We start from the raw sequence: 14162 nt of genomic DNA on the forward strand, positions 1-14162 counted from the left end.
ACGCTTACCCGGCTTACAAACGGCATCTTTCCGTAGGCCCGGTAAGCGTAGCGCTACCGGGCATCAGACGGCAATCACTCTTCGCCGTTAAAACCCGCGCGATTGAGCAGGAACTGCGACAGCAGCGCGACCGGACGACCGGTGGCGCCTTTGGCCTTACCGGAACGCCAGGCGGTGCCGGCGATGTCGAGGTGCGCCCAGTTGTACTTGCGGGTGAAGCGCGACAGGAAGCAGCCGGCGGTGATCGCGCCGCCAGGACGGCCGCCAATATTCGCCATATCGGCAAAGTTGGATTCCAGCTGATCCTGGAACTCGTCGGCCAGCGGCAGACGCCATGCGCGGTCGCCCGCCAGTTCAGAGGCGCCGATCAGCTCATGGGCCAGCGGGTTATGGTTCGACATCAGGCCGGTGATGTGATGGCCGAGGGCAATCACGCAGGCGCCGGTCAGCGTCGCGACATCGATAACCGCTTCCGGCTCGAAGCGCTCAACGTAGGTCAGCACGTCGCACAGCACCAGGCGGCCTTCGGCGTCGGTGTTGAGCACTTCCACCGTCTGGCCGGACATGGTGGTCAGAACATCGCCCGGGCGATAAGCGCGACCGCCAGGCATGTTTTCACAGCCCGCCAGCACGCCGATCACGTTCAGCGGCAGCTGCAGCTCAGCAACCATCCGCATCACGCCGTACACCGCCGCGGCGCCGCACATGTCGTACTTCATCTCGTCCATGCCTTCGGCCGGCTTGATGGAGATACCGCCGGAGTCGAAGGTCAGGCCTTTACCGACCAGCACGATAGGGCGCGCGTCTTCCGACGGGTTGCCTTTATACTCGATGACCGACATCAGCGACTCGTTCTGCGAACCGTTGCCGACGGCGAGGTAGGCGTTCATTCCCAGCTCGCGCATCTGCTGTTCGCCGATCACCCGGGTGATAACGTTTTTGCTATAGGTATCGGCCAGCTGGCGCGCCTGGGAGGCCAGATAGGCGGCGTTACAGATGTTCGGCGGCATGTTGCCGAGATCTTTCGCCGCTTTGATGCCGGCGGCGATCGCCAGCCCGTGCTGAATGGCGCGTTCGCCGCTGGTCAGCTCGCGACGGGTCGGCACGTTAAAGACCATTTTACGCAGCGGGCGACGCGGCTCGCTTTTGTTGGTCTTCAGCTGATCGAAGCTGTACAGCGTCTCTTTGGCGGTTTCCACCGCCTGGCGAACTTTCCAGTAGTTGTTACGACCCTTGACGTGCAGCTCGGTCAGGAAGCAGACTGCCTCCATTGAACCGGTATCATTCAGGGTATTGATGGTTTTCTGGATGACCTGCTTGTACTGACGCTCATCCAGTTCGCGCTCTTTGCCGCAGCCAATCAGCAGAATGCGCTCAGACAGAATGTTCGGCACATGGTGCAGCAATAACGTCTGGCCAGGTTTGCCTTCCAGCTCGCCGCGACGCAGCAGGGCGCTGATGTAGCCGTCGCTGATTTTATCGAGTTGTTCGGCGATGGGGGAGAGGCGACGTGGTTCAAAGACGCCGACCACGATACAGGCGCTCCGCTGCTTCTCCGGGCTACCGCTTTTTACACTGAACTCCATGCACTATGCTCCTGAATCTTAAAGACAACAGTGGTGGCTACGGCTATACTCGTCGCCTTTCAAGTTGCAGATGCGCCGGCTGCGCCTGCTTACCCTGACGTGGCACATTGTGCGCGCCAGGGGCCACAGCCCTGCTGCCTTCTTACAACTCGAAATCCATTGAGTATATAATTGCAAGCTTTCGTAACTCATGTCCGCTGTTGCGGTGACTTCGTGTTAATCTTAACGTTAATAAGGCCTGGGTTCGTCAGAAAAGATCCTGACATGCAGAACCGATGAGTCATTTAATCTTAGCGACGTTTTCGACGACCAAAGAGAATAAATGACGTTTAAGCCATGAAACAAGCAATTTTCCTGCACTAAAACGGGTTTTTACGGGCGTATTTATAGTGATAATCATAAGATATCTGGTTCGTGAGACGCTGAAAAGCCAGTTGGCGATCCTATTCATCCTGTTACTGATTTTCTTTTGCCAGAAATTAGTCAGGATCCTCGGCGCTGCGGTGGATGGCGATATCCCAACCAATCTGGTGCTCTCGCTGCTGGGGCTCGGCATCCCGGAGATGGCGCAGCTTATCCTGCCGTTAAGTCTGTTCCTTGGCCTGCTGATGACCCTCGGCAAGCTGTACACCGAAAGCGAAATTACGGTGATGCACGCCTGCGGCCTGAGTAAAGCCGTATTGATCAAGGCGGCGATGATCCTCGCGCTGTTCACCGGCGCGGTGGCGGCGGTCAACGTGATGTGGGCGGGGCCGTGGTCGTCGCGCCATCAGGATGAAGTGCTGGCGGAAGCCAAGGCCAACCCCGGCATGGCCGCGCTGGCCCAGGGCCAGTTCCAGCAGGCCAGCGATGGTAACGCGGTCATGTTTATCGAGAGCGTCAACGGCAACCGCTTCCATGACGTCTTCCTTGCCCAGCTGCGCCCGAAAGGCAACGCGCGCCCCTCCGTGGTGGTGGCGGATTCCGGCGAGCTGTCGCAGCAGAAAGACGGTTCGCAGGTGGTGACCCTCAATAAGGGCACCCGCTTTGAAGGCACCGCGATGCTGCGCGACTTCCGCATCACCGACTTCAATAACTATCAGGCCATTATCGGCCACCAGGCGGTGGCCGCCGATCCGGACGACACCGAACAGATGGATATGCGCACCCTGTGGCAGACCCACACCGATCGTGCGCGCGCCGAACTGCACTGGCGCTTCACGCTGGTGGCGACCGTCTTCATTATGGCGCTGATGGTGGTGCCGCTCAGCGTGGTCAACCCGCGCCAGGGCCGCGTGCTGTCGATGCTGCCGGCGATGCTGCTCTACCTGGTGTTCTTCCTGCTGCAGACCTCGATTAAGTCGAACGGCGGCAAAGGCAAAATGGACCCGGCTATCTGGATGTGGGCGATTAACCTGCTCTATTTTGCGCTGGCGGTGCTGTTAAACCTGTGGGACACGGTGCCGATGCGCCGCTTCCGCGCCCGTTTTAATAAAGGAGCGGCCTGATGCAGGCGTTTGGCGTACTTGACCGTTATATCGGTAAGACGATTTTCAACACCATCATGATGACCCTGTTCATGCTGGTGTCGCTCTCCGGCATTATCAAGTTTGTCGATCAGCTGAAAAAGTCCGGGCAGGGTAGTTACGATGCGCTGGGCGCTGGCCTCTACACCATCCTCAGCGTGCCGAAAGACATCCAGATCTTCTTCCCCATGGCGGCGCTGCTTGGCGCGCTGCTGGGGCTGGGGATGCTGGCCCAGCGCAGCGAGCTGGTGGTGATGCAGGCGTCCGGTTTCACCCGGCTGCAGGTGGCGCTGGCGGTGATGAAAACCGCGATCCCGCTGGTGCTGTTGACCATGGCGATCGGCGAGTGGGTGGCGCCGCAGGGCGAACAGATGGCGCGCAACTACCGCGCCCAGCAGATGTACGGCGGTTCGCTGCTTTCCACCCAGCAGGGGCTGTGGGCGAAAGATGGCCATAACTTTGTCTATATCGAACGGGTAAAAGGTAACGATGAGCTGGGGGGCGTCAGCATTTATGCCTTCAACCCGGAGCGTCGTTTACAGTCGGTGCGCTATGCCGCCTCGGCAAAATTCGATAGCGAGAATAAAGTGTGGCGCCTGTCGCAGGTGGATGAATCCGATCTGACCGATCCGAAGCAGGTGACCGGGTCGCAGATGGTGAGCGGCACCTGGAAAACCAACCTGACGCCGGACAAGCTCGGCGTGGTAGCCCTGGATCCGGACGCGCTGTCGATCAGCGGGCTGCACAACTATGTGAAATACCTGAAGTCCAGCGGCCAGGATCCGGGACGCTACCAGCTCAATATGTGGAGCAAAATCTTCCAGCCGCTGTCGGTGGCGGTGATGATGCTGATGGCGCTGTCGTTTATCTTTGGCCCGCTGCGTAGCGTGCCGATGGGCGTCAGGGTGGTGACCGGGATTAGCTTCGGCTTTATCTTCTACGTGCTGGATCAGATTTTCGGCCCGCTGACCCTGGTGTACGGCATACCGCCGATCATCGGCGCCCTGTTGCCAAGCGCCAGCTTCTTCCTGATAAGCCTCTGGCTGATGATGCGCAAGGCCTAGCGGACTCAGCTACGGAACGTAAGCCCCCTCAACGATGAGGGGGCTTTTTTTTAGCGCTTGCGGCCGCCCAGCAGACTGCCCAGCATGCCGCGGACGATCTGATTGGTGACCTGGCGAACCGCGCTTTTCGCCGCGGTCTGCACGATACCGTCGCGTTTGCCGCCGCGCGGGCCGGTGCTGCCGAACAGGATATCTTTCAGGCCGCCGAGCAGCCCATCGTCTTCCCCGCTCTGCTGACCCTTCGCCGGCGGAGCCGACTGCTGCTCGGTAGTGACCTGCACCCCTTGCTGCAGCATTTCGAAGGCCGACACGCGGTCCACCTCTTCTTCATACTTGCCGTACAGCGGCGAGTGATTCAGCAGGCCATTGCGCTCATCATCGCTGACCGGCCCCATTCGCGAGCAGGGGGCGATAACCATCGCCCGCTCGACCACCGAGGGGCTGCCTTTCTCATCGAGGAAGGAGATCAGCGCCTCGCCGGTGCCCAGCTCCTGGATCGCCTGCACGGTACTGAAGGCCGGGTTGGCGCGCATGGTCTGGGCGGCGGTTTTCACCGCTTTCTGATCCTTCGGCGTAAAGGCGCGCAGCGCGTGCTGTACGCGGTTGCCCAGCTGGCCGAGCACGGCGTCGGGTATATCCGCCGGGTTCTGCGAGACAAAATAGACGCCGACGCCCTTGGAGCGGATAAGACGGATCACCTGTTCGATTTTATCCAGCAGCACCTGCGGCGCGTCGTTGAACAGCAGATGCGCCTCATCGAAGAAGAACACCAGTTTGGGCTTGTCGAGATCGCCCGCCTCCGGCAGACGCTCGTACAGCTCGGAGAGCATCCACAGCAGGCTGGCGGCGTAGAGCTTCGGCATCTGGTAGAGCTTTTCGGCGCTGAGGATATTGATTATCCCTTTGCCGCTGGCATCGACGCGCATCCAGTCGGCAATATCCAGCATCGGCTCGCCGAAGAAGTGCCCGGCGCCCTGTTGCTCCAGGGTCAACAGTCCGCGCTGGATGGTGCCGACCGAGGCGCTGCTGATATTGCCATACTGGTTCTGGAAAGATTTGGCGTTGTCGCCGATAAACTGGGTGATGGCGCGGAGGTCTTTGAAGTCGAGCAGCAGCAGACCGCGGTCGTCCGCGATGCGGAAAATAATGTTCAGCACGCCGCTCTGCACCTCATTGAGATTGAGCAGGCGCGCCAGCAGCAGGGGGCCAAGATCGGAGACCGTCGCCCGAACCGGGTGGCCCTTCTCGCCAAAGATATCCCAGAGTACCACCGGGTTGGCGTGCGGCTCCCAGTCGCTGACGCCGATCTTCTCCAGCCGCGCCTGCAGTTTCTCTGAGCTCTGCCCCGCGGCGGCAATGCCGGTCAGGTCGCCCTTGACGTCCGCCATAAATACCGGCACGCCAATTTCCGAGAACGACTCAGCCAGCTTTTGCAGGGTGACGGTTTTACCGGTGCCGGTCGCACCGGTGATCAGCCCATGGCGGTTGGCCATCGCGGGCAACAAATAGAGCGCGTTATCCAGCGTGCGCGCAATCAACAGGGGTGAGCTCATGATCGATTCCTCCATTTATCCTGCGACGATTATAGGCAACCTCGTCGTCCGGCGTTGGGGAAATCGTCACGCGCCGCGCACGCTGTCGCGAGAGGCCTCAGGCGCAGTGGCGTTGGATAAGCGCAATGCTCTGCTCAATTTCGCGCTCGATATCCGCTTCGCTCCACTGCGCCAGCTCGGGAGCGAAGGGTTCAAAAGCGTATACCCCCTGATAGCCGCGGGCTTCCAGCGCTTTAACCTGCTCGCAGGTGCCGAGGCGATCCTGCGGCGTCAGCATGATGCGCTCGGCATCGGTGAGCTGCTCGCGCGGACGGGTATCGTCCACCCCGGAGAGGTGCACCAGACCGATATCCGCCACCTCCACCTGGCTGAACTCGTCCGCCGCCTGCGGGTAGAGATGGTGATGGAAGGTGTCGATCAGCAGCTTAAACGGCACGCGGGCGTCATGGATCAGCGTCTGCGCTTGGTGCGCAGATCGCAGCGAGCTTTGCGGGAAGCCCAGCGGCTCCACCAGGCCGTGGATGCCGTAGAAGGCGAACAGCGGCGCCAGGTCGCGCAGGGCGCCTAAGGTGTCGCTGGCCGGCACCTCGCTGCCGTCGTTGAGCGGGCAGAGCACCAGCGATTTGGCGCCGATGGCCTGGGCCTCTTTCAGCAGCGACTCGGTCAGCTGCCGCACCTCTTCGCTACGGCGGTTAAAGGGATAGACCGCGTTAATCGTCAGGATCTCGATGTGGTAACGCGCCGCCAGCTCGCGCACCTGCTGATGGCTCAGATCGTCGGTCACTTTCCCGCTGGGTAAATCGTTGCGCAGCTCGACTTTATTCAGGCCCAGACGGTTCACCAGACGGAAAAACGCTTCAATGCTGAGCGCTGGCGCGATTTTGCGGTTAATACAAAAACGTTGCATTGCGATGGCCATAGGACACTCCTGACGGAAGAGGGTTGGGTTCGTTCAATTGGCTAACAGTCAAAACGTTTATTCCAAAATAAGCAAGAATGAAAATGATGATTGTTTGAGCTGCCTCGCAAAATATTCCCGGCTGCCGCGGCGGGAGCGACCGGGACCGGGAGCCAGGTATCGCGAGGCGGCGCGGCTCGATGGGGGAAGCGCGTAAGCGATGCGTGAGCGCAAAATGCGACTGTTATCACCAAAATGAAATTTCATTTCACAACAATGTTGAAATATAAATTTCATTTTACTACGGTTATAGCACAGCAGAATCAGCGACGGGCCGGCGTGCGCTGGCCCTCTTCACTATGAGGCGAGAACATGACGATCACAGGAAACTTTATTGGCGGGAAAACCGTTATCAGCAGCAGCAACGAAACGATGCCGGTGTACGATCCGGCGACGGGCAAAGCGGTGCGCGAAGTCACGGTATCGACCGCGCAGGAAGTCTCTGAGGCGATTCAGGTTGCTCGCGATGCGTTTGACAGCTGGTCTCGCACCACGCCGCTGCGCCGCGCCCGCGTGCTGTTCAACTTTAAAATGTTGCTGGAGCAGCACGTGGAAGAGCTGGCGGGGATCATCGTCAGCGAGCACGGCAAAGTGTGGTCGGATGCGCTGGGCGAGCTGACCCGCGGCATGGAAGTGGTCGAATTCGCCTGCGGGATCCCGCACCTGATTAAAGGCGAATACTCCTCTGACGTCGGCACCGGCGTCGACAGCTACTCGTTGATGCAGCCGCTGGGCGTGGTGGCCGGGATCACCCCGTTCAACTTCCCGGCGATGGTGCCGATGTGGATGTTCCCGCTGGCGCTGGCCTGCGGCAACAGCTTCGTCCTCAAGCCGCCGGCGCTGGCGCCGACGGCCGCCGTGCGTCTGGCAGAGCTGCTGAAAGAGGCCGGTCTGCCGGACGGCGTGTTTAACGTCGTGCACTGCAGCAATGAAGATGCCGAGCAGCTGTACACTGACCCGCGCATTGCGGCGGTGAGCTTCGTCGGCTCCTCCGGCGTGGCGGAGTATATCTATAAGACCGCCAGCGCCCACGGCAAGCGCGTGCAGGCCTTCGGCGCCGCCAAAAACCACGCGATAGTGATGCCGGATGCCGATCTCGACGCCACCGTTAACGCCATTATGGGCGGCGCCTTCGGTTCCGCAGGCGAGCGCTGCATGGCGCTGCCGGTGGTGGTGGCGGTGGGAGATGAAACCGCCGACAAACTGATCGCTCGCCTGAAGCCGCTGGTGGAAGCGCTGAAAGTGGGCCCGGGCTGCATGCGCGGCCAGGAAGAGAACGAGATGGGGCCGGTGGTGTCTGATACTCACCAGAAAAAAGTGCTCGGCTATATTGATAAAGGCGAAAGCGAAGGGGCAAAACTGGTGGTCGATGGCCGCAAACTGCGCGTGCCGGGCTACGACGCGGGCTATTATATCGGCGGCACCCTGTTCGATCACGTCACCCCGGAGATGACCATCTGGCGCGAAGAGATCTTTGGCCCGGTGCTGGGGATTGTGCGCGCGGCGGACTATGACAGCGCCCTCGAACTGGTCAACAGCCACGAGTTTGGCAACGGCAGCGCCGTCTTCACCAGCAACGGCCACACCGCGCGTGAATTCGTCCACGACGTGCAGGCGGGGATGGTCGGGGTGAACGTGCCGGTCCCGGTGCCGATGGCGTTCCACAGCTTCGGCGGCTGGAAGCGCTCAGTGTTTGGCGCGCTGAACGTCCACGGGCCGGACGGCGTGCGCTTCTACACGCGCATGAAGACCGCCACCGTACGCTGGCCGGCAGGGCAGCAGACCGTATCTGAATTCAGCATGCCGACGTTAGGTTAATCGGCGAAGGAGAACGCCATGTCGTTACTGGCTAAATCGCGAAAAGAGGGACAGATCCAGCATATTACGCCGCAAAGCGCCGGTTGGCGCTATATCGGCTTTGATGTCTGGATGTTGAAAAAAGGGCAGACCGTGACGCTGGAGAGCGGCGATCGCGAGCTGTGCCTGGTGCTGGTCGCTGGCCTGGCGTCGGTGAAAACGCAGCAGGCCGATTTCCCGAATCTCGGTAAACGGATGTCGCCGTTTGAACGTACCCCGCCGTGGTCGGTGTACGTGCCGCCGCAGGATCGGGTCGAGGTGACCGCCGATTCCGATCTGGAGCTGGCGGTGTGCAGCGCGCCGGGCAAAGGCAGCTTCCCGGCACGCCTGATTCGGCCGGAAGACGTCGGCGTGGAGCACCGCGGGAAAGGGCGCAACCAGCGCCGGGTGCATAACATTCTGCCGGACAGCGCCGAGGCGGATTGCCTGCTGGTGGTCGAGGTCTACACCGACGAAGGGGCCACCAGCTCGTGGCCGTCGCATAAGCACGATACCGCCCAGCCGGGCAAAGAGACGCAGCTGGAAGAGACCTACTATCACCGCTTCGATCCGCCGCAGGGCTTTGCCTTCCAGCGGGTCTACACCGACGACCGCAGCCTGGACGCCTGCATGGCGCCCTATAACCACGATGTGGTGATGGTGCCGCGCGGTTACCATCCGGTGGCGGCGATTGCCGGTTACGACAGCTACTATCTGAACGTCATGGCCGGGCCGGATCGGAAATGGCTGTTCACCTGGGAAGAGGACCACGCCTGGATCAACACCCCGGAATATCCGCGCCACGACTAACGTGACGCGCAGATGCCGATAAAAAAGGCCGGTTAGCGATGCTAACCGGCCTTCTTGTCTATGGGCTGCGGGTGTTTTTTAGCGAAAGGGTCCGCGGAATCCCACTTCCTGGCCCGGCAAGCGCAGCGTTGCCGGGCAGTCAGGCACCGTACCCGTGGCCGTGCCGGATGGCGCTACGCTTATCCGGCCTACGGGGTCCTCTCACAGGCTCATACCTCCCAGGCCCGGCAAGCGCAGCGCCGCCGGGCAGGACATCGCAAACACCGTCGCTGTATTTATGCAGGATGGCGCCACGCTTATTCGGCCTACGGGGTCCTCTCACAGGCTCATACCTCGTAGGCCCGGCAAGCGCAGCGCCGCCGGGCAGGACACCGCAAACACCGTCGCCGTTTTTATGCAGGATGGCGCTACGCTTATCCGGCCTACGGGGTCCTCTCACAGGCTCATACCTCGTAGGCCCGGTAAGCGCAGCGCCACCGGGCAAGATATCAGGCTCGATACCCGTCATGTTGCCGGGTGGCGGCTGGCGCCTTACCCGGCCTACGTTCGTACGACCTGTCGTTAATTTATTCACCATTGTTGCTGAAACTGCCGGTGCTGACGGCCTCAAAATCGCTGAGACGTTCCCGGAAGGCCGGGGCAGCCCGCATGGATGCGGGCTGAGGGCCGTGTTTTGCATGGACGCTGCCTCGGCCCGACCCGAAGCCTGCAGGGATAAGTCGAAGGGACCACGCAGTGGCGATTTTGCTGGCCGGAGCCCGGGGGTACAGGGGGCGGCGGCGACTGGCCGCCCCCTGTGCGCTCCCTGCGCCATGCCAGGCATAACGCAGACGATTAACCGGGAGCGCAAATTTCACTGAAGTTACACGTGATAAACGCGTTGTCTGGCCGGAAAAGTTGCAAACCGAAAACAGTGTCTACGGCGACCCGCAGGCGCATATACCCCAGGCCCGGCAAGCGCAGCGCCGCCGGGCAAGATATCAGGCTCGATACCCGTCATGTTGCCGGGTGGCGGCTGCGCCTGACCCGGCCTGGAGGGGTCGTGCGACCTGTCCTTGATTTACCCACTTGCGCGACTGAAACTGCCGGTGCTGACGGCCTCAAAATCGCTGAGACGTTCCCGGAAGGCCGGGGCAGCCCGCATGGATGCGGGCTGAGGGCCGTGTTTTGCACGGACGCTGCCTCGGCCCGACCCGAAGCCTGCAGGGATAAGTCGAAGGTACCGCGTAGCGGCGATTTTGCTGGCCGGAGCCCGGGGGTACAGGGGGCGGCGGCGACTGGCCGCCCCCTGTGCGCTCCCTGCGCCATGCCAGGCATAACGCAGAAAATTAACCGGGAGCGCAAATTTCACTGAAGTGACAGGTGATAAACGCGTTGTCTGGCCGGGAAAGTTGCAAACCGAAAACAGTGTCTACGGCGACCCGCAGGCGCATATATCACACGCCCGACAAGCGCAGCGCCGCCGGGCAGGACACCTCTGGCGCCATACCCGTCTTGTGCCGGATGGCGCTACGCTTATCCGGCCTACAGGGTCCTCTTACAGGCTCATACCTCGTAGGCCCGGTAAGCGCAGCGCCACCGGGCGATGATCGCTGGCACGCAACCTCCTTTGTGCCGGATGGCGGCTTCGCCTTATCCGGCCCACAACGACTACGCTTATCCGGCCTACGGCATCCCCCCCGCAGGCTTATCCCGCGCCGCCGCGCAATCGACGCCAGGCGGCCTATCTCACGCCTTCTGCTTGGCCTCGGACTCCTGACTGCTGTTCAGCGCCAGCGAAACCGCCAGCGTCTGGGCCAGGCACAGGGAAGCAACCTGCGAACGGAAGCCATCCACCTGCGCTTCCCGCACCACAAAGCAGACATCGCTGAAGGCCGCCAGCGGGCTGACCTGGCTGTCGGTAATGGCGATCTGCCGCGCTTTGCGCTGCGCGCCCAGCTCCACCAGCTCGACCACTTCCCGGGCGTACGGCGAGAAGCTCACCGCCACCACCACGTCTTTCGGGCCGACCAGACTCAGCTGTTCGGTGAACATGCCGCCGAGGCCGTCGATCAGAAAGGCTTTGCGATCGAGGTGGCGTAGCGCATAGGTCAGATAGGAGGCGACGCTGAACGACCGGCGCAGGCCAATGACGTAGATATTTTCCGCCTCGCCCAACAGGGCCACTGCGCGCTCCAGCTCATCGCTGGAGGTCTGCATCGCCAGCTGCTGCAGCGCCTGGTTGTTCACCATTGTGAACATATTGAGGATTTCCGTCGGCGTTTCCGGCGGGCTGGACTCATCGCTGGTGGTCTGGCGGAACAGACGGGCGCGCTCGGTATAGTTGGCGGTCTCTTCCATCAAATGCTGCTTGAACATCTGTTTCATTTCGTTAAAGCCGCTGAAGCCGAAGGCGTTGGCAAAACGAATCAACGTGGAAGGGGGAACGTCCGCCTGTTGCGCAATGGAGGCCACGGTATCGAAAGCCACGCTATTGCTGTTATCAAGGATATAGCGGGCGACCTGTTTCAGACGTTTGCTTAACGTATCGTAGCGACGCCTGATTTCATCCTGCAGGATGGTCAGCTGTGTTGGGTTATTGGCCATAGAGTGCGCTCTGAGAAAATGGAAGGAATATGGCTTCCAGTGTACCAAATGAAGCGAATTTTTCATTTATTGCGACGAAATACGCGATTCATTTCACGAAGAAACAGAAAAACGCCCGCTCCGCAAGGTGACGGAGACGGGCGTTGGGGGATCAGCGGCGGGCTTCGCGCCAGTAGCCAATAAGCGTCAGGTAGTTGCGTTTCACTTCCTCTATCAGCGCCTCATCGCTGAGCTCGCCCTGCATCCAGCGCCGCGACGGCTGGCCAAAGATGGTGCGCCCGACGGCGAAACCTTTGATCATCGGGTGTGCGGCCGCTTCGGCGAAACCGGCGCGCAGTTTATCGGAAGGCGCATCGAGACCGAGGATCAGGATCCCGCGGCTCCACGGATCTTCGCGCTCGATAAGGGCGGTGATCTGCTGCCAGCTGGCGCTGGAGAGCGGCGGCAGCTTCCACCAGTCCGGCTTGATCCCCAGCTGATAGAAGTGCTCCAGCATGGTGTGGTAATGGCGCTCGTCTTTGTCCGGGCCATTTTCCGGGAGGATCACCTCCAGCAGCAGCTCGTGGCCTGATTTGTTACAGGCCTGCCACACCTCGAGCAGCAGAGCGTCCTGCTCTTCACGCAGCGCCGCCGGGTCGTCCGGGTGATAGAAGACCAGACATTTGACGACATGCTCCAGCGGCCAGTCGATCAGCTGCGAGCCGATGTTGCCATGCTCCAGACGCAGCGGGCGCGAGCTGGGCAGTTCGATAGGGCGACCGATCCACCAGCCCTTGCCGGTAATGGCGTTCAGCGCACGCTGGCCGTAGGTGCCGTCGGCCAGAATGCCGCTGCGCTGGTCAAGACCCGCCTCCTGCGCCGCCGCTTCGGCCGCGGCCAACAACAGCAGCTTGAGCTGCGGAATGCAGGCTTCATCGCGCCCGGTCTCCCGCGCCAGGTCGGCCAGCTGTTTGCGATGGTCGAAGGCGAAAATGCACAGCTCCGGCCACTGCTGGCGGCGGCTGGTCACCCGGTGCAGATGGTTGAGGCGCTCGTCGACGTCCGGGCGCGGCACCGATTCGGCGCGCTGCAGGTAGTCATCGAGTTCGACTTTGGTCGGCATCGCCGGCGCGCAGCCGTGGCGGGAGACCACCAGCGCCCCGCAGGCGTTGGCGTAACGGCAAGCCTGCTCCCAGCCCTCGTCGTTAAGCCAGCCGCGCAGCAGGCCCGACATAAAGGCATCCCCGGCGCCCAGCACGTTAAGCACCTCCACGCGCACGCCCTGCTGCAGCGGCACCTGGTCCCAGCTGTCCGGGATGTCGCCTTCCAGCACCACGCAGCCCATCGGCCCGCGCTTGCAGACGAGGGTGGCTTTGGTGGCATGGCGCACATTTTTCAACGCGGTCAGGGTATCGGTGCTGCCTCCGGCAATATGAAACTCTTCTTCGGTCCCCACCACCAAATCGAACAGATGTAGCACTTCCTGCAGCTGGCTGGTGACCGGCCCGGACTCAATGAAACGGGTTTCGCCATCGCCGAGCGAGGTGAGCCCCCACAGCACCGGACGGTAATCGATATCCAGCGCGGTACGCAGGCCGTGACGGCGAGCGTACTCCAGCGCCTTCAGCACCGCGGCGCGGGTGTTGGCGTGCGACAGGTGGGTGCCGGTCACCGCCAGCGCCCGGGAGGAGGCAATATACTCCTCGCTGATGTCGTCAGGCGTTAAGGCCATATCGGCGCAGTTATCGCGGTAGAAAATCAGAGGGAAGGTCTCCTGATCCTTGATCCCCAGCATCACCAGCGCGGTCAGGCGGGATTTGTCGGTAATCAGATACTCGGTATCCACCCCGGCGCGGTTGAGCGTTTCACGCAGGAAACGGCCGTTGTGTTCATCGCCAACGCGCGCCAGCATGGCCGATTTCAGCCCCTGAATCGCGGTGCCAAAGGCCACGTTGCCGGAGGAGCCGCCCAGATATTTCGAGAAACTGGCAACGTCTTCTAGCCGCGAACCGATCTGCTGGGCATAGAGGTCGACGGCCACCCGACCTATACAGATGACGTCGAGCCGCTTTACTGCTGCATTCATAGCTAGGATTTCCTTTTTGGTGTCTGCTGCCTGGAAGGGTCGGGATCCCGACGTCGACTCCGTGAACAGCCTGAGGGTTATTGGTTACCCTTAGTTTGAGAAATAAATATTTCATTTGCAAACTCGTTCGAAATTAAAAAACCAAAAGTGTGAGGGATCTACCACTCTGCCGCACTGAGCCTCGCGTTAGCGCGGATCG

Annotated in this window: 9 protein-coding genes; 4 read left to right on the forward strand and 5 right to left on the reverse strand. The window is 61.2% G+C overall.

The window, feature by feature from the left end; translation table 11 throughout:
* Window positions 1-74: 74 nt before the first annotated feature.
* Entirely contained in the window at window positions 75-1586 is a 1512-nt protein-coding gene (pepA, locus tag L2I46_RS18140) for a leucyl aminopeptidase (protein ID WP_004206531.1), read from the reverse strand.
* 389 nt (window positions 1587-1975) lie between these two features.
* Between pepA and lptF the strand changes: the two genes are divergently transcribed.
* Window positions 1976-3073, forward strand: a complete 1098-nt coding sequence (lptF, locus tag L2I46_RS18145) for an LPS export ABC transporter permease LptF (protein ID WP_023291773.1) — start codon at window positions 1976-1978, stop codon at window positions 3071-3073.
* Window positions 3073-4155 (forward strand): LPS export ABC transporter permease LptG, encoded by a 1083-nt coding sequence (lptG, locus tag L2I46_RS18150; RefSeq protein WP_002886956.1) that lies wholly within the window; start codon window positions 3073-3075, stop codon window positions 4153-4155. The genes lptF and lptG overlap by 1 nt, the downstream gene beginning before the upstream one ends.
* Before the next feature lie 50 nt (window positions 4156-4205).
* On the opposite strand, the gene L2I46_RS18155 is transcribed toward lptG, so the two are convergent.
* Both L2I46_RS18155 and L2I46_RS18160 read right to left on the reverse strand, forming a co-directional pair.
* Window positions 4206-5708 (reverse strand): helicase HerA-like C-terminal domain-containing protein, encoded by a 1503-nt coding sequence (locus L2I46_RS18155; RefSeq protein WP_236948111.1) that lies wholly within the window; start codon window positions 5706-5708, stop codon window positions 4206-4208.
* Between the two features lie 97 nt (window positions 5709-5805).
* Window positions 5806-6627, reverse strand: a complete 822-nt coding sequence (locus L2I46_RS18160; RefSeq protein ID WP_017900562.1) for a TIM barrel protein — start codon at window positions 6625-6627, stop codon at window positions 5806-5808.
* A gap of 351 nt (window positions 6628-6978) precedes the next feature.
* On the opposite strand from L2I46_RS18160, the gene L2I46_RS18165 reads away from it, so the two are divergent.
* Window positions 6979-8484 carry a CoA-acylating methylmalonate-semialdehyde dehydrogenase gene (locus L2I46_RS18165; RefSeq protein WP_023291776.1) on the forward strand — a complete coding sequence of 502 codons (1506 nt, stop codon included), beginning with the start codon at window positions 6979-6981 and terminating at the stop codon, window positions 8482-8484.
* A gap of 18 nt (window positions 8485-8502) precedes the next feature.
* A complete protein-coding gene (gene iolB, locus L2I46_RS18170) occupies window positions 8503-9312 on the forward strand; it encodes a 5-deoxy-glucuronate isomerase (RefSeq protein ID WP_023291777.1) in 810 nt (269 codons plus the stop codon).
* 1728 nt (window positions 9313-11040) lie between these two features.
* On the opposite strand, the gene L2I46_RS18175 is transcribed toward iolB, so the two are convergent.
* A complete protein-coding gene (locus L2I46_RS18175; protein WP_004206536.1) occupies window positions 11041-11898 on the reverse strand; it encodes a MurR/RpiR family transcriptional regulator in 858 nt (285 codons plus the stop codon).
* 151 nt (window positions 11899-12049) lie between these two features.
* A complete protein-coding gene (locus L2I46_RS18180; protein ID WP_023291778.1) occupies window positions 12050-13963 on the reverse strand; it encodes a bifunctional 5-dehydro-2-deoxygluconokinase/5-dehydro-2-deoxyphosphogluconate aldolase in 1914 nt (637 codons plus the stop codon).
* Window positions 13964-14162 lie beyond the last annotated feature (199 nt).

The sequence above is a fragment of the Klebsiella sp. 2019SCSN059 genome, from assembly GCF_021739525.1.
In the GTDB taxonomy this organism is placed as follows: domain Bacteria; phylum Pseudomonadota; class Gammaproteobacteria; order Enterobacterales; family Enterobacteriaceae; genus Klebsiella; species Klebsiella quasipneumoniae.